15 protein-coding genes are annotated in these 16,291 nt (G+C 71.3%); 7 read left to right on the top strand and 8 right to left on the bottom strand.

All coding sequences use genetic code 11. From position 1 onward, the window contains the following. Positions 1-8: 8 nt before the first annotated feature. Together KOI47_RS04275 and KOI47_RS04280 are read right to left on the bottom strand one after the other, a co-directional pair. Entirely contained in the window at positions 9-524 is a 516-nt protein-coding gene (locus KOI47_RS04275; RefSeq protein ID WP_216214157.1) for a hypothetical protein, read from the bottom strand. A gap of 67 nt (positions 525-591) precedes the next feature. After that, positions 592-807 (bottom strand): hypothetical protein, encoded by a 216-nt coding sequence (locus KOI47_RS04280; RefSeq protein ID WP_216214158.1) that lies wholly within the window; start codon positions 805-807, stop codon positions 592-594. A gap of 150 nt (positions 808-957) precedes the next feature. Between KOI47_RS04280 and KOI47_RS04285 the strand changes: the two genes are divergently transcribed. Then, positions 958-1,395, top strand: coding sequence for a DoxX family protein (locus KOI47_RS04285; RefSeq protein WP_216214159.1), 438 nt, complete (start codon positions 958-960; stop codon positions 1,393-1,395). On the opposite strand, the gene KOI47_RS04290 is transcribed toward KOI47_RS04285, so the two are convergent. The 3 genes from KOI47_RS04290 to KOI47_RS04300 all read right to left on the bottom strand — a co-directional run bounded on the left by KOI47_RS04290 (position 1,396) and on the right by KOI47_RS04300 (position 5,096). After that, positions 1,396-2,103 (bottom strand): TIGR03089 family protein, encoded by a 708-nt coding sequence (locus tag KOI47_RS04290; protein WP_216214160.1) that lies wholly within the window; start codon positions 2,101-2,103, stop codon positions 1,396-1,398. Positions 2,104-2,123: 20 nt separating this feature from the next. Next, the gene (locus KOI47_RS04295) at positions 2,124-3,461 is read right to left on the bottom strand and encodes an LCP family protein (RefSeq protein WP_408629889.1); all 1,338 of its coding nucleotides are present in this window, start codon (positions 3,459-3,461) and stop codon (positions 2,124-2,126) included. 90 nt (positions 3,462-3,551) lie between these two features. Then, a complete protein-coding gene (locus tag KOI47_RS04300) occupies positions 3,552-5,096 on the bottom strand; it encodes an LCP family protein (protein WP_216214161.1) in 1,545 nt (514 codons plus the stop codon). Between the two features lie 262 nt (positions 5,097-5,358). On the opposite strand from KOI47_RS04300, the gene rfbB reads away from it, so the two are divergent. From rfbB to KOI47_RS04315, 3 genes are all read left to right on the top strand, one after another. Then, positions 5,359-6,351 (top strand): dTDP-glucose 4,6-dehydratase, encoded by a 993-nt coding sequence (gene rfbB, locus KOI47_RS04305; RefSeq protein ID WP_216217081.1) that lies wholly within the window; start codon positions 5,359-5,361, stop codon positions 6,349-6,351. A gap of 5 nt (positions 6,352-6,356) precedes the next feature. Next, positions 6,357-7,274 (top strand): dTDP-4-dehydrorhamnose reductase, encoded by a 918-nt coding sequence (gene rfbD, locus KOI47_RS04310; RefSeq protein WP_216214162.1) that lies wholly within the window; start codon positions 6,357-6,359, stop codon positions 7,272-7,274. A gap of 101 nt (positions 7,275-7,375) precedes the next feature. Further along, positions 7,376-8,350, top strand: a complete 975-nt coding sequence (locus KOI47_RS04315; RefSeq protein ID WP_216214163.1) for a chitinase — start codon at positions 7,376-7,378, stop codon at positions 8,348-8,350. A gap of 161 nt (positions 8,351-8,511) precedes the next feature. On the opposite strand, the gene KOI47_RS04320 is transcribed toward KOI47_RS04315, so the two are convergent. Genes KOI47_RS04320 through KOI47_RS04330 form a run of 3 tightly spaced genes read right to left on the bottom strand, consistent with a single transcriptional unit; the run spans position 8,512 to position 13,091 of the window. Beyond that, on the bottom strand, positions 8,512-9,606 hold the full coding sequence (locus KOI47_RS04320; protein WP_216214165.1) for a glycosyltransferase family 4 protein: 1,095 nt from the start codon (positions 9,604-9,606) through the stop codon (positions 8,512-8,514). Beyond that, on the bottom strand, positions 9,599-12,130 hold the full coding sequence (locus tag KOI47_RS04325) for a glycosyltransferase (RefSeq protein WP_216214167.1): 2,532 nt from the start codon (positions 12,128-12,130) through the stop codon (positions 9,599-9,601). Before KOI47_RS04325 ends, KOI47_RS04320 begins: the two co-directional genes overlap by 8 nt. Positions 12,131-12,167: 37 nt before the next feature. Continuing rightward, positions 12,168-13,091, bottom strand: a complete 924-nt coding sequence (locus tag KOI47_RS04330; RefSeq protein WP_232376534.1) for a glycosyltransferase family 2 protein — start codon at positions 13,089-13,091, stop codon at positions 12,168-12,170. Positions 13,092-13,110: 19 nt separating this feature from the next. Between KOI47_RS04330 and KOI47_RS04335 the strand changes: the two genes are divergently transcribed. The 3 genes from KOI47_RS04335 to KOI47_RS04345 all read left to right on the top strand — a co-directional run bounded on the left by KOI47_RS04335 (position 13,111) and on the right by KOI47_RS04345 (position 16,279). Further along, positions 13,111-14,187 carry a glycosyltransferase family 4 protein gene (locus KOI47_RS04335; protein ID WP_216214169.1) on the top strand — a complete coding sequence of 359 codons (1,077 nt, stop codon included), beginning with the start codon at positions 13,111-13,113 and terminating at the stop codon, positions 14,185-14,187. Between the two features lie 76 nt (positions 14,188-14,263). Further along, positions 14,264-15,397, top strand: coding sequence for a glycosyltransferase family 4 protein (locus KOI47_RS04340; RefSeq protein WP_216217083.1), 1,134 nt, complete (start codon positions 14,264-14,266; stop codon positions 15,395-15,397). Positions 15,398-15,415: 18 nt separating this feature from the next. After that, positions 15,416-16,279: a glycosyltransferase family 2 protein gene (locus tag KOI47_RS04345; protein ID WP_216214171.1), complete on the top strand. Its 864-nt coding sequence runs from the start codon at positions 15,416-15,418 to the stop codon at positions 16,277-16,279. The last annotated feature ends 12 nt before the right edge of the window (positions 16,280-16,291 follow it).

Consider the following 16,291-nt stretch of genomic DNA (forward strand, 5'->3'; position numbering starts at 1 on the left):
TTGGCCGCTCACGCGCGTGGTTTTGCCGTTCCCGTGCGCTCCCGGGTGGACCGGGCCCGCACGGCGGCACCCACCTCGGTGAGCGCGGCGCGGATGGTGTCCCCGTAGCCGTCCGCGGGGAGCGCGTCCAGGAACTTCCCGGCCGCCGCGAGGTGCCTGCCCGCCGCGGCGAAGGAACCCAGCCTGCGGTAGTTCTCCGCGAGGTTGAGGTGCAACGAGGGGTAGAACCCGCGCACCCGCAGGTCCGGGTGGTGCCGCCGGGCCCGGTCGTCGGTCAGGCGGTCGGCCGCGTCCAGCGCGCGGATATCCCAGGCCAGCGCCTCGGCCGGGTCCTCGTGCAGGTCGGCAAGGTGATGTGCCATGGCGCACAGATGTAGCGGATCGCCAGCGCGGACCGTGGTGCGCCACAACTCCAGCAGCGCATCCCTGGCACCGTCGGGATCGCCGGCGCCGCCGCGGGCGACGGCCCTGGTGATCGCCGCGATGATCGGGTCATCCGTGGCTGGTGACTCGGTTGACTCCATGAGGTCTCCTCTCTGCCGGTGGGCTGGACACCGTCCAGCCTGCGGCTTCGAGTGACTCGAAGGTCAACTACTGATCTTCCCGCTCCCGCGGCGAGTGCGGCCGGTAGTCCGTCGTCTTCCAGTTGACGATCGCCGAGCCGACCTCGCCGCGCCCACGGCGCTCCAGCCAGCCGGTCATCCGGATCCCGCGGGTGCCGCCCCGCTTGCGGTCGCGCAGGTCGGTCGCGATCGCGACGCCCACCAGCAGCAGCACCACCGCGCCGATGGCGATCCAGATCCACATGATGCGCCTCCCCTTCGCTCCGGCCGTGGTCGCCACCATACTTTCCGCCCTGGTGATTTGTCCCCATTCACGCCATCTTTAACCGGGGGAGACTACCTTCGGCATTGTAGTTGAAACTTCAACATAATTCATCGGGGAGCTGGTACGGAAATGTTCGCTCGACTGCAAGACGTCGCGGCCCTGCTCGGCCGCCTCGCCGTCGCGATCGTCTTCCTCGCCCACGGGCTGCAGAAGTGGGACTCCGGGGTGAGCGCGACGGCCAGCGGCTTTGAGAGCATGGGTATTCCGCTGCCAACGGTGGCCGCAGTGTTCACGATCCTGGTAGAGGTCGTCGGCTCGATCGCGTTCATCCTCGGGCTCGCCCTGCCGCTGGTCGGCCTCGGTTACGCGGTGGTCGGCATCGGCGCCACGCTGGGCGTGCACCTGGATGCCGGGCTCACCGGCCAGGGTGGCTACGAACTGGTGCTGGTGCTCGCGGGCGCCGGGTTGGCGCTGGGCTTCAACGGCGGCCGGATTTCCCTGGACCACCTGCTGTTCTGGAGCAAGCGCAAGCACCGGGTCGGCAACGCCGAGGCGCAGCCAGCCTGATCAGCCGAGCAGGTCGATCGTCGTACGCTCGGTGCTGCGGCGATCGGCCAGCTTCGCCGGATCCGCGCCGGTGACCTGTACCAGATGTGCCCCGGCTGCCAGCGGAGCCAGCAATCCGTCCAGTACCCCGCCCGGCAGCTCCCAGTCCATCGTGGACAACACGCGGGCGCCATCGTCGATCCCCAGCTTCCCCGCACGCGAACGGGCTTCGGCGAGCACTTCGTCTACTGTGGAGTCGAGCAGCGCCGGGGTGTCCCCGGCAACGGGCAGTATCGGGGAGAACTCGTCCCCGGTCAGTCGCGCTTCGTTCAGGTAGTCGTGGGTGCCCTCCGTCGGCGGTCCGGCAAGGCCGCGGCCGAGCGGGTCCAGCGCGACCACGGCCGTCTCCCTGGCCGCGCTCGGTGCCGCGGCGGGCCCGACGAACGCCACCGCCGCGTCGGCGTCCTCGGCCGTCACCCGCGCGCCACACCACCAGGCGCCGAGCAGCACCCCCGCGGTCTGCCAGTGCGCAGGCAACCGGACGGCGACAGTTTCTCCCTGCTCCACGTCCAGCTCATCGACCAGCCAGTTGGCCGTCTTGGCCGCCCAGTTGGCCAGCGTGGCCACGGACAGTTCGATCCGGCTGCCGGCCGCGTCGTCGTAGTGCGTGATCAGCGGGCGCGCGGAAGCGGACATCAGGGGGCGCAGCAGATGCTCGGTGAGGCTCACCCCACTCAAGATAGTGGTTGTTAGTTCACGCAGGGGACGCCGTCCGCGGTGATCGGGTCGGTTGGCTGCTGCCCGCCCGGCGCGCTGCCGCCGCCGGAACCCGTTGACGAAGCCGCCGGCGTGCTGGTGGGTGGGCCGGACCTGCCGATCAGCGAGCCGACGAACCGGCGTACCTCGGCCTGGTCCACCTCGATGATGCTCTGCCCGTCCTGGCTCCTGGCGCCGACCGCGACCACCGGGATGGTCCGGAACTCCATCTCCCCGGTGGCCACGTCCCGCACCTGCTCGGCGAATGACAGCAGGTCGAGATCCTTGTCCAGCACCAGCGAGCGGCGCAGGGCCTCGGTGAGCTTGTTCAGCTTGCCGGTATCGGTCAGGGTGCCCGCGGACAGCACCTGGTGCAGCGCCGAGGCCAGGAACGCCTGCTGCCGCTCGATCCGGTCCAGGTCGCCCCGGGGCAGGTTCTTGCGCTGCCGGACGAAGGCCAGCGCGTCGCTGCCGTCCACCACCTGCGGGCCCGCGCGGAAGCTGGCGCCGGAGTCCTTGTCCACCGTGGCGTGGTTCAGGCATACCTTGACCCCGCCGAGTGCCTCGGTGATCAGGTAGAAGCCGAGCAGGTTGACCTCGGCATAGTGGTCGATCCGGATCTGGGTGAGGTCCTGCACGGTCTGCACCAGCGCCTGGCGGCCTGCCTGGTCGGACTCCCTTTCGATCTTGGCCCGGTCGGTCTCCCCTGCGGCGCGCAGCCGCTGCGCCTGCTCGCTCTTCGCGATCCCGTACGGTGCGTTGATCTTGCGCTGCTCCCCGTCGGGGGCGGTGACCCAGGTGTCCCGCGGGATGGACACCGCGGCAGGCTTGCCACCGTCGCGCGGTATCCGCAGCAGGATCAGGGTGTCGGTGTTGATCCCCGCCTTGTCCTCGGTGCGCAGGGTGCGCAGCACGGCACGCGGCAGCGGATTGCCCTCCATATCGGTCCTGGCGTCGGTACCGACGAGCAGGATGTCGTTGGCACCGTCATCGGCAGGCGGGGATCGCCGCTCGTCCTGGCTGCCGAGTGCGTCGGTGGTGTTCACATTGTCCCGCAGGTCGTCCACCGTTGAGTAGGCGTACCCGGTCGCGACCAGCGCGACCGCCGAGAGCAGCCCCAGCAGGCTGCGGCCCACGGCGCGCCGCGCGCGGCCCTTGCGGCGTGGCGGGGTGGCAGGCTCGGGCGGGTCGGTGCGGGGATAGGGGGTCGGCTTGGGGCGTTCGGCGGGCTCGTTGTCCGGATCGTCCACTTCGTTCGATTCGGTGACGTCCTCGTCCGCGCGTTCGTCCTGCTGTGCGTCCTCGTTCTCGTCCTCGTGCACGCCGGTCACCTCCCCTCCCCGCCTTGTCGGATGCCGCGGCCAGCCTGACCAAGGCTAGGCCACCCGGCGGCGGGCACGAGTGCAACCTGCCTCACCCGATTAGTTCACACAGGGGATGCCGCCCGCGGTGATCTTGTTCTCGGGCTCCTCGGCCTGCTTATCCGAGGTCTCCCGCTGGGACCTGCCGGGCGCACGGAAGTTCGCGTTGGACGGCTCCCCAGCGGAGGTTCCGGTGTAGTCCGACCCGAGTACCAGGTGCAGCCTGCCACTGGGGACCTCGCTGTCCGGCTCGGTCTCCATGTCCTGCCCCAATGCCTCGCGGAGCGCGGCCAGGTTGTCCTCCTCGCCAGGTGGGTAGCGCACGAGGGTGTCCGAGGCGCGCGCGGCCGTCGCCGAGCCGTCTCCCTGGAAACCCTTTTCCTGCAACAGTTTGCGCACCTGTGACCCGAGCCCGGCCTGGCCGGAACCGTTGTATACGTCCACGGTGACCTCGGAGGGCTCGCTCGGCTCGACCGAGCTTGTCGCCGGAGGCGTGCTGGGACTCTCCTCGCCGACCAGGTTGTCTATAAAGGACCTTACTTTGTCCACATTGATCTGGAGGACATCCGCGCCGCCGATCCTGGCGTTCCCGACCACCGGAATCGTGTGGAACTCGACGTTTCCGCCGCTGAGCCCGCGCATCTGGGCGGCGAACTCGAGCAGGTCCCATCCCTCGGACAGCACCACGGACTTCTTCACCGCGGCCACCAGGTCGCTGAGCTTGGTCGGATTGGTCAGCACCTCGGTGGAGAGCACCTTGCGCGCGAGGCCGGAGAGAAAGGCCTGCTGTCGCTCGATCCGGTCCAGATCACCCCGGGGCAGCCCGTACCGCTGCCGGACGAAGGCCAGTGCCTGCACCCCTTCGATGGTCTGCCTGCCCGCGGGCAGGTCGATGCCGGAGCGGTACTCGTCCACCGGTTCGTTCAGGCAGACCTGGATGCCACCGAGGGCCTTGGTGATCTCGTAGAAGCTGGCCAGGTTCACCTCGGCGTACCGGTCGATCATGCCGGGCCGGTCCAGCAACCGCTCGATCGTCTTGATCAGGTTCTTCCTGCCCGCGGCCTTGGCCTTCTCGTCGATCTTCTCCAGATCGGTCATTCCCTGCTGCTGCAAGGTCTCGTGGGTGTCGTTGTAGGCGTAGACGAAGGCGCCGTTGAGCTTGTGCTTGCCGTACCCGCCTGCCAGCCGCACCCAGGAGTCGCGCGGGAAGGAGATGGCCACCGCGCGCGTCCCGTCCTGCGGGATGTGCACCAGGATCATCGTGTCGGTCTGCCGCTCACCGTCGGCCTCGCCCGCGTGCAGCCGGTCCAGCACCTCGCGGGGCAGCGGGTTGCCCTGCGCGTCGGTGCGGCTATCCTGCCCGACCAGCAGGATGTCGACGGCGCCATCCAGCGGCTTGACCGGCATCTCCTCATCGAAGACCTTGGTCGTGGCCAGGCCCTCGTTCACGTCCCCCACGAACTGCCAGCCGTACCAGGTGAGCCCGAGCACGATCAGCGAAACGAGGGAGATCAGGGTCTTGCCGCCGCGCAGGGCCAGCACGACAATAGTGCCGCGGCCGCGCGTACCGGCGCGGTTGACCGCTTGCCCCGGCCAGTCGGTCACGCACTCTCCTCCCAGCCGGCCACGCGCCGCCTCCCGGTGGCCGGCTCCCCAGACGATTCACCATACATATGGCGCTCCAAGACATATGGCGCTCCAAGGTCCACATTACTGACTTCCGTGTGATGCGTCCGTACGTTGCGCAAAGATCAGCCGGATATCGGGTGGCGCGATGCGGGGAGCCGACTCGACCGATCCTGAGTCCGTGCATGCGACACTGCGCGGGTCGATGCAGGTCGAGGCGGTTGAAGCGAAAGGCAAACAGATGCGGGTGCTGGTCACCGGAGGCGCTGGGTTCATCGGATCGCATTACGTGCGGCAAGCACTATCCGGTGAGTACTCGGCACTCTCCGAAGCCGAAGTAGTCGTGCTGGACAAGCTCACCTACGCCGGGAACGAGGCGAATCTCGCCCCGGTCGCGGACAGCTCACGATTCCGTTTCGTCAAAGGTGACATCTGCGATGCCGAACTGGTGAGCGAGCTGATGACCGGCGTGGACCTGGTGGTGCATTTCGCCGCCGAGTCGCACGTCGACCGCTCCATCGCGGGGTCGGCCGACTTCGTGCTGACCAACGTCGTGGGGACGCAGACCCTGCTGCAGGCGGCCCTGCACGCCGAGGTCGGCAAGTTCGTGCACGTGTCCACCGACGAGGTGTACGGCTCGATCGAGCATGGCTCCTGGCCGGAGGAGCACCCGCTGGAGCCGAACTCCCCGTACTCCGCCTCGAAGGCCTCCTCCGATCTGCTGGCCCGGTCCTTCTACCGCACGCACGGCCTGCCGGTCTGCGTGACCCGGTGCTCGAACAACTACGGTCCGTACCAGTTCCCGGAAAAGGTTGTCCCGCTGTTCGTGACCAACCTGCTGGACGGCGCGCAGGTGCCGCTCTACGGCGACGGGATGAACGTGCGCGACTGGCTGCACGTGGACGATCACTGTTACGGCATCCAGCTGGTGGCTGAGCGAGGGCGACCAGGGGAGGTCTACAACATCGGTGGCGGCACCGAGCTGACCAACCGGGAACTGACCGAACACCTGCTCGCCGCCCTCGGCGTGGGCTGGGAGATGGTGCGGCCGGTCGAGGACCGCAAGGGGCACGACCGGCGTTACTCGGTGGACATCACCAAGATCGGCGCTGAGCTAGGCTACCGGCCGCGGATTCCCTTTGACACCGGTCTGGCCGACACGGTGCGCTGGTACGCGGAGAACCGCGCGTGGTGGGAACCGCTGAAAGGTCGTGCGGCGCTGACGGAGAGGTGATCGAGGTGGGCGGACTCAGCCTGCTGGTACCCGGCGGGAGCGGCCAGCTCGGCAAGGAGCTTGCCGCGCTGGGCGAGGAGGCCGGGCTCGAGGTGCGCGCGCCCGGCTCGGCCGAGCTGGACGTGACCGAGACGGGTGCGGTGGTGGAGGCCGTCGCCGAGCTCGCCGCCCGCGCCGCGGACTCCGGCCGCTACCCGGTGGTACTGAACGCCGCCGCCTACACCGCGGTGGACGCCGCGGAATCCGATGAGGAGCGGGCGTTCGCGGTGAACGCGGACGGCCCGCGGGTGCTGGCGGCCGCCTGCTCCTCGCGCCGGGTACCGCTGGTGCACGTCTCCACCGACTACGTGTTCAGCGGGGACGGCGACCGTCCTTACCTTCCCGAGGACCCGCTGGGCCCGCGCAGCGCGTACGGGCGGACCAAGGCGGCAGGCGAGGACGCCGTGCTCGGTTCCGGCGCGCAGGCGTGGATCGTGCGGTCCGGCTGGATCTACGGGGTGCACGGGCACAACTTCGTCAAGACCATCGTGCGTCTCGAGGGCGAGCGGGACGAGCTGTCCGTTGTGGACGATCAGGTTGGTGGTCCTACGTGGACGGCTGATCTGGCGGCCGGTCTGGTCGAGCTGGCCGGTGCGATCGCGGATGATCGCGCTCCCGTGGGGCGCATCCTGCACTGCACCGGGGCAGGCCAGGCGAGCTGGTTCGAGCTGGCGCGTGCGGTGTTCACCGAGCTCGGCGCCGACCCGGAGCGGGTGAAGCCCTGCGGTACCGAGGAGTTCCCGCGTCCGGCCCCGCGCCCGGCGTACTCGGTGCTGTCCGCGGATGCCTGGCGGGATGCCGGGCTGACCCCGCTGCGGTCCTGGCGGGAGGCGCTGAGTGTCTTCTTCGCCAGGCATGCCGATCAGCTGCGCGGCACTGCGTAGCTGATCGGTCCGGGCCCGGCCGACTTTCGTCGGTTGCCGTTGTGGTCTAGACCACCTAGCGTCGAATGTTCTCGACATCGACGTTGGGCGGTGAGTTCGGTATGAGCAGAATCGGGACCCGGATCGCATCCGTGCTCGGTGGCTGCGCGCTCGCGATCACGCTGGCGCCGGCCGGGCAGGCACAGGCACAACCGGCTGGGCACGCGGCGCTGGCGGGGCAATCGGCACCGTACATCGACATCACCATGCCGGAGCCGTCCCTTGCCGAGGTCGCGCGGGAGACGGGGCACAAGACGTTCACGCTCGCCTTCGCGCTCGGCGACTACTCGGGCTGCAACCCGTCATGGGGCGGCACGATTCCGCTGGACAACGAGCGGATCCTGAGCGACATCAGCGAGTTGCAGGCGATGGGCGGCCAGGTGATCGTGGCGACCGGCGGTGCCGTCGGGCCGTACCTCGAGCACACCTGCCGTTCGGCGGACGCGCTCACCGAGGCGTACCGGACCATCCTGGACACCGTGGGCACCAACCATCTGGATGTGGACGTGGAGGCCGCCATCCCGCACGACATGGTGAACACCGCACTGGCCCGGTTGCAGGCCGAGCGGGGCACCAGCGTGAGCTACACCCTGCGGGTGCAGGGCGATGACTACGGCCTGGATCCGTACTCGGTCTCGGTGCTGCGCAGTGCCGCCGCGCATGGGGTGGACGTGCTGGTCAACCCGATGACCATGGAGTTCGGCACCTCCCGGCCGAACTGGGGTGACGCGGTGATCGCCGCCGCGGAGAGCGTGCTGGGCCAGATGCGCGACATCTGGCCGGATCGGGCCGAGGCCGAGCTGAAGCGCAGGCTCGGGGTCACCCCGATGATCGGGCGCAACTTCAACGGCAAGATCTTCCGGCAGGCGGACGCGAACAAGCTGGTGAACTGGGCGAGCGCGAACCAGATCGGGCTGCTCGCCTTCTGGTCGGTGGGCAGGGACAACGGCTCTTGCCCCGGCGGCGGCGTTTCCCCGACCTGCAGCAGCATCGCCCAATCGGAGTACGAGTTCACCAACATATTCAGCCGCTTCTAGCCCGGTAACCCTTATTGACCGTACGCAAACAGCAAACTCGCGTGCATGAGCGGCAAACACGCGCGCGTGGACGGCAAACACGCCGGGGCTCGGCGTGTTTGCCGTCTGCGTACGCGTGTTTGCTCCCCACGCGCACGCGTTGGCTGTTTGCGTACGGCCAACTAGCGGGCGGCTGCTTGGCGATAGGCGCCGACGGTGAGTTCGGCGCAGCGGCGCCAGGTGAAACCGGCGGCGTGCGCGCGGCGCCGTGCCGAGGCCGACGCCAGGTGGACCTCGCCGACGGCGGCGCGCAGGGCCCCGGTAAGGGCGTCCACATCGTCATACGGCACCAGGGCGGCGTTGCCGTCGGTGATCTCGCGCAACGCCGGGATGTCCGAGCACACAACCGGCACGTCACAGGCCATGGCCTCCAGCACCGGTAGCCCGAAACCCTCGTCCCTGGAGGGCAGCACCAGCGCCGAAGCGCCTGCGACCACACTGCGAAGGTCCACTTCGGACAGGTAGCCCAGCTGGAGGGTGCGCTCGGCACGCGGGTGCGGGCCGGGACCCGCGAGCACCAGCGGCGGCAGGTCGGGGGCCGCGGCGTGGGTGCGGCGCAGCCAGTCCAGCCCTTTGCGCGGGCCCGCGGCGCCGACGAACAGCAGGTACCGCGCGGGCAGGCCGATCCGCTCGCGCAGCTCCATACCCGGCGGCCGCCCGGTGAACCAGGCCGGGTCCACCCCGAGCGGGGTCACCACGATCTTCTCCCGGTCCACGTCCAGCCGTTCGGCCACCGCGTCGGCAACCGCCGCGGTCGGCGTGCAGATCGCCTTCGCCCGCGCCGCGCCCTTGCGTACCAGCGCGGGCACCTCCCGGTCACTCGGCGCCAGCTCTTGCGGGGCATCAAGGAAGGCGAGGTCGTGGATGGTCAGCACCCCGGCGGCACGCAGGCTCGCGGGCAGCACGAAGTTGGTGCCGTGCACGACATCACTACGCCCGGCGAACAGCTCCACCGGCGGGAAATCCGAACGCAGCCACGCCCTGCGCAACGCCCGCGCGGCCACCGGCATCCCGCGGGCACGCATCCCGTGCGGCAGCACCGAACGCAACCGCCGCCAGCCGCGCAGGGTGAACGCCACGGCTCGGGTGTCCACACCGGACATCGAGGCGAGCTCCTCGGAAAGCGATGCCGTGTACCGGCCTACCCCGGTCCGGTCGCCGAGCAGCGGAGTACCGTCCAGGAGTACCCGAAGCGGGCGGTCAGCCGGATCATTCATCGCCGGTTCGCCGTCCGCCGAGCCTGCCCCTGGCAAGCCGCAGCGCCCGGCCGCCGACCCGCCGGATGAGCTCCCGCGGCCCGCCCTCGGTAAGGTACTCCCGCATCAGCCCCAGGTCCCGGCGGAGCAACTCCTTGCCACGCAAGGGATCCGCGGGCGCAAGATGATCGACGCCGGGCAGCCGGTCGGCGGCGGGACGCGGGTCGCGGCAGAACTCCACCAGCGGCTCCAGCACCCGCGGCCAGGTGTAGCGCTCGGCGACCTGCCGGATGCGTTCCACGCAGGCGGCCGCGAACTCGGTGTCGTAGAGCGACTTCTCCAGCGCCTCGGCCAGCGCGTCCACATCCTCGGCCGGTACCACCACGCCCAGCCGCTCGGTGCGCACCAGGTCGGCCATGGCGTCCCCGTCGGTGGTGACGATCGGCAGCCCGGCCCACAGGTAGTCCAGCACCCTGGTACGGAAGGCGAAGGTGGTCTCCACGTGCTCGAAATGCGTGGTCACCCCGCAGTCGGCGTCCAGCAGCCAGTTCTGCCGTTCCCCGTAAGGGACCCAGTGCTCGTTGAAGAACACGTGCTTGTCCGTCAGCCCCAGCGAGTCGGCCAGCCGCGCGGTCTGCGCGCCGATGCTCATCTCGGTGACCTCCGGATTGGGATGCCGCATCCCGAGGAACACCAGCCGGACGTCCCCGCGCCGCTCGCGCAGCCGGTCGATCGCGCGCACCAGGGTCAGCGGGTCGAACCAGCTGTACACCCCGCCCGCCCAGAGCACCACGTGATCGGTCTCGGAGATGTTCAGGGTGGCACGCAATCCGGGGCCGGTGCGTTGCGGCGCCTGCTCGGACAGCCCGAACGGCACCACCGCGAGCAGGGACTGCGTGGTGGGGTCGGCGTCGTACAGCCGGGGGGAGAGCCTGCCGAGCGCGGCCAGGTGGCCGAGCCAGAAATGCCGTTGCCGCTCCGATGCACACAGGAAGAAGTCCCCGCGCTCCAGCTGCGCGTCCAGCACCCTGGTGACGCCGATCAGGTCCGCGGCCCGCCGGTCGTCGGCCGCGTCCTTGCCCTGCTCGAGCAGTTCCAGGTGCATCGGATCGTACAGGTCGCAGACCACGAGCTTGTGCTGGTGCTGCTTCTTCAGCGCGGGCGCCATCTCCAGCACGTGTCCCTGCAGGATGACGACCTCGGCCCACTCGACCGGCTCGGCGAGGTCGCGCCGCCTGGCCGCGGACACCTGGAAGGGCGCGGGCGGTGGATCGGCCACCGGGTTCACCGTGACCAGCCGGACCTCGTGCTCGGCGGCCAGCACCGAGGCGATGTTCCAGGCCCGGATGGCCGGGCCTGCCATCCGCTCGGTCAGCGCGTCGCCGGTGAGCACCAGCACCCTGCGCCGCCTGCCGAAGGCGTCCTCGATGCCGAAGGCCTCGGCCAGCACGTCATGCGCCGCGAGGTAACGGGGCAGCGGGTAGGCTGGCTCGAGCGCCTTGCGCAGCAGGGGGACCAGGTCGGCGTCGGTGCGCACCCGCGCGGCCTGCTCCACCGCGCGGGACTCGGCCAGGCCGGGCAGCAGCTCGACGAACTGGTCCATCGCCAACAGCCCGGCCAGCGCGCTGCGCGGCACCGGCACCGGATCGGTCTCGATCGGGCCGACCCCGCGCTGCAGGTCCAGCCGGGTCGGGTCCAGCTCGCCGCGGGCGGTGGCCCGGCGCGCGGTGAGCGCCAGCGCGGCGGGCAGCGCGCGGGCCAGCGTCTCGGCGGAAAGGTTCTTGTACATGGCCGCCAGGGCGTTGCGCTCCAGCAGGAAGGTCTCCCGCCCGGTGTCCGGGGCGTCCAGCTCGGCCATGGTCGCGTGGTGCCGGTGGTAGGCGATCGAGGCAGGCACGTACCGCACCCGCCAGCCGCGCAGGTTGAGCCGCCAGCCCAGGTCCACGTCCTCGTAGAACATGAAGAAGCGCTCGTCGAAGCCACCGAGCTCGGCGAACGCCCCGGCCCGCACGAACATGGCCGAGCCGGTGCCGAACAGTACGTCCTTGGCCACCTCGTGCTCGGCGGGGTCCAGCTCGGCCAGCCGGGTGCCCGCGTGCCGCTTGTACCCCATGCCGAACCAGGTAAGGCCAGCGTCCACGAAGTCGGCGGACTCGCCGTCCCAGTCCAGCACCTTGCTGGCCACCGCGGCCACCCGCGGCTCGGCGCGCAGCACCGAGACGGCGGCGCGGGCCCAGTTGCGGTGCGGCCGGGCGTCGTTGTTCAGGAAGGCAAGCACGGTGCCCTTGGCATGCCGGGCACCCAGGTTGCAGCCACCGGCGAAGCCAAGGTTCGCGCCCGACTCCACGATCCGCGTCCCGGGCACCGCGGCGCGGATCCGGCGCACGTCGTCCCCGCCGGAGGCGTTGTCCACGCAGATGATGTCCAGCCGCGGGTAGTCCAGCTCGCTGGTCAGGGCGTGCAGGCAGGTGATGGTGTCGTCGGCGCCGCGGTAGTTCACCACGATCACCGAGACGACCGGCTGGTTCGAATCCCCCTTGGTCACCGCCGCAACTCCTTAACACTCGCGCCGTCGCGCCAGCTTAACGGCCTGCCCACGCTCGCAGGACCTCGCCTCGGTCCAGCGCCGCGCGCGCCCCGATCGCTCGTCGTGCCGACAGCGTGGCCGGCAGCCTGCCGAGCACCTCGGCCAGCACCCGGCAGCGCAGCCGGAGCCGGAAGTTGGCCGCTGCGGGCCGGCCCCGGCGCAGTGGCAGCACGGCGGTGAGCGCCGCGAACCGGGCGAGCTGGGCCAGCGCCGTCCGGGCCGGGGCGCAGCGCAGCAGCATGAGCAGCCGGTTGCGTTCGTTCCACCGATGGAAGGCCACCGAGCCGGGGCGGGTGCTGGCGCCGTGCCGGTGCCGCACCACCGCCTGCTCCAGCACGCCGATCCGCCACCCGGCCAGCCGCAGCCGCCAGGCGGTGTCGGTGTCCTCGTAGTAGCAGAAGAACTCCGCGGGGACCCCGCCCGCGGCGCGCAGGGCCGCGGTGCGCAGCAGCACCGCCCCGCCGCAGAAGCCGAAGGCTGGCCAGCCGCCGGTGCGGTCCGCGCCATGCCCGTCGGCGGTGAGCCGCACGCCGACCGACTGCGCGGTCCCGTCGGCGCGCTCCAGCCTGCAGCCCACCGCGGCGAGGCCGCGCTCGGCGAGCAGGGCGTCCTCCAGCAGGCCGAGCCAGTCCGGCCGCGGGACGGCGTCGTCGTTCAGCCAGGCGACCAGCGGCGTGTCCACTGCGGACAACCCGGCCGCGATCCCGCCCGCGTACCCGGTGTTACGGGGCAGCCGCAGCACCTCCGGGGCGCTGGGGTGCGCCGCGAGCAGGTCGGCGGTGCCGTCGTCCGAGGCGTTGTCGATCACCAGGATCCGATGTGGACGATCCTGGGCGGCCAGGGCGTCCAGGCACTCGCCGAGGTGACCTATGCCACGCCAGGTGACGACGAGGACCGTCGTGGTGACGGGTGCGGGCACGCGGAGCAGAATAGCGCCCGTGCCCGAGCTGGTGGTGATCGCCGAGCAGTTACTCGCTCCGGTGCCGGGTGGCACCGGCCGCTACACCGGCGAGCTGTTACGCGCGCTCGCCGAGACCACCCCGGACGGCTGGCGGCTGACCAGCGTGGTCGCCAGGCATGCCGACGTGGAGCCTGCCCGGCGGGCGGGGGTGCGCGGGCCGCGGGTGCTGCCGCTGCCGCCGCGCGCGCTGGTCGCGGCCTGGCAGGCAGGCCTGCCGTGGTGGCCGGGCGGGGACGCGGTGCACGCCCCGACCCCGCTGGCCCCGCCGCGCTCGGGCCGCCGCACCCTCTCGGTGACCGTGCACGACACCGTGCCCTGGACACATCCGGAGACGCTCACCCGCCGCGGGGTCTCCTGGCACCGTTCGATGATCACCAGGGCCACCCGCAGGGCGGACGCCGTGGTGGTGCCCACCGAGGCGGTCGCAGCCGGGCTGGCCGCGTACGCGCCGGGGCCCGCGCCGGTGCGGGTGGTCGGGCACGGGGTCGCCCCGGTGCTGACCGGGGCCGAAGCGGCCGACCTCGACCTGCCGCGGCGCTATGTGCTCGCCGTTGGCACGCTGGAACCGCGTAAGGGCATCGACGTGCTGATCGAGGCGGTGGCCGGGCTCGACTCGGTCCCGCTGGTGCTGGTCGGGCAGCCTGGCTGGGGCGGCCTCGACCCGGAGGCGCTGGCCAGGGAGCACGGCCTGCCGCCGCACCGGCTGCGGGTGCTGGGCAGGCTGTCCGACGCCGAGCTGGCGCAGGCTCTGCGGCGAGCCAGCGTGCTCGCCGCGCCGAGCCTCGCCGAGGGGTTCGGGCTGCCGGTGCTGGAGGCCATGGCCTGTGGGGTGCCGGTGGTGCACTCCGACGCCGCCGCGCTGGTGGAGGTGGCCGGCACGGCCGGGGTCACCGTGCCGAGGGCGGACCCGGCCGCACTCGCCGACGCCCTGCGCTCGGTGCTGGATGAGCCGGGCCTCGCCCAGCGGCTGGGCGCGGCCGGGCGGGCGCGGGCGGAACGTTTCTCCTGGCAGCGGGCCGCCAAGGCGATCTGGAGCCTGCACCAACAGGGATGAAAAACCCAGTTTTCCGGTTCCGGAACAACGCCGAACCGATCAGTCGTACCCTGCTCGGGTGGCAGCCGAACCACGAGTGTTGATCGACGCGACAGCCGTCCCCGCGGACCGGGGCGGCGTCGGTCGTTACGTCGACTCGCTGGTCGCCGCCCTCGACGCCGATGGTGCCCTGCTGACCGTTGCCTGCCAGCCGCGGGACACCGGGCTCTACACCGAGCTCGCCCCGCGCTCGAGGGTGGTCGGCGCGCCGGAGGCGACCGCGACCAGGACCGCCCGGCTGACCTGGGAGCAGACCAGCCTGCCGATGCTGGTGCGCAGGCTGAACGTGGACGTGGTGCACTCCCCGCACTACACGATGCCGCTGGCCAGCCCGGCCGCCTCCGTGGTCACCCTGCATGACGCGACCTTCTTCACCGACGCCGTGCTGCATGCCGGGGTGAAGGCGCGGTTCTTCCGTGCCTGGACGGTGGCCGCGTTGCGCCGGGCTTCGGTATGCGTGGTGCCGAGCGTGGCGACGGCGAACGAGCTGGCCAGGGTGGTGCCCGCGGGCGAGGACCGGATGGAGATCATCCAGCACGGGGTGGAGGAGGCGCGGTTCCACCCGCCCTCTCCGGAGGAGGTACGCGCGGCGCGCGACGCCGTCGGCCTCGGCGACACCCCGTACGTGGCGTTCCTCGGCGCGCTCGAGCCGCGCAAGAACGTGCCCGCGCTGATCCGCGGCTTCGCGCACGCGGTGGCAGGCAGGCCGGACCCGCCCGCGCTGGTGCTGGCCGGGCAGCCCGGCTGGGACAGCCAGGTGGAGAAGGCCCTGGACGCGGTACCGCACCGGTTGCGGGTGATCCGGGCAGGCTACCTGCCGTTCGGCACCCTCGCCGGGTTCCTCGGCGGGGCGGAGCTGGTGGCCTACCCCAGCCTCGGCGAGGGCTTCGGGCTGCCGGTGCTGGAGGCGATGGCCTGCGGCGCCTGCGTGCTCACCACCCGCAGACTGTCCCTGCCCGAGGTCGGCGGGGACGCGGTGGCCTACTGCGGGGTCGGCGCCGGGGACGTGGCGGTGGCGCTGACCGAGCTGCTGGACGACTCGCCCCGGCGGGCCGCGCTGGCCGCGGCGGCGCAGCGCAGGGCCAAGGAGTTCTCCTGGGCGAGCACCGCCGAGCGGCATCGGGAGGTCTACGCACGGGCCGCGGCGGGCCATCGTCGTCGCCGCGGGTAACGGGTGCAGAATGTCCCGGTGACCGAAAGCAGGGCTTACGGCGACGAGCTCGCCGTGGTGGTCGTGACCTACTTCCCCGGCGAGACCCTCGAGCGTTTCCTGGACACGCTGGAGAAGGCCACCACCCGCAAGGTGCAGGTGGTGCTGGCGGACAACTCCTCGACGGACGGCGCCCCGGAGCGGGCCGCCGAGCGGGAGCACGTGCGGCTGCTGCCCACCGGTGGCAACCTCGGCTACGGCACCGCGGCCAACCGGGGAGTGGCGGCGCTCGGGCCGGAGGTCGGCTGGGTGGTGGTGGCCAACGCCGACCTGGAGTGGGAACAGGGCGCGCTGGACACCCTGCTGGAGGTGGCGTGGCGCTGGCCGCGCGGCGGCGCGTTCGGGCCGCTGATCCGGGAGCCGGACGGCACCGTGTACCCCTCCGCGCGACTGCTGCCCTCGCTGGGGCGCGGGGTCGGGCACGCGGTGTTCGGCAAGGTGTGGAAGGGCAACCCGTGGACCCGTGCCTACCGGCAGGAGAGCGGGGAACCAACCGAGCGGGTCGCGGGCTGGCTCTCCGGATCCTGCCAGCTGCTGCGGCGGGAGGCGTTCGCGGCGGTCGGCGGGTTCGACGAGCGCTATTTCATGTACTTCGAGGACGTCGACCTCGGGGACCGGCTGGGCCGGGCGGGCTGGAGCAATGTCTACGCCCCCTCGGCGGCCGTGATGCACATCGGCGGGCATGCCACGGCGCGGGCCGCCTCGAAGATGCTGGCCGTGCACCACGACAGCGCCTACCGCTACCTCGCCGACCGGCACCGGGGCCTGGCCTGGAAACCCGCCCTGGCCGCGATCCGCGCCGGGCTGAGGCTGCGCCTGAAGCTCGCCACCCTCCGCCGCTGAGGAGCGGGGCTG

The sequence above is a fragment of the Amycolatopsis aidingensis genome, from assembly GCF_018885265.1.
GTDB classification, from domain to species: Bacteria; Actinomycetota; Actinomycetes; order Mycobacteriales; family Pseudonocardiaceae; genus Amycolatopsis; species Amycolatopsis aidingensis.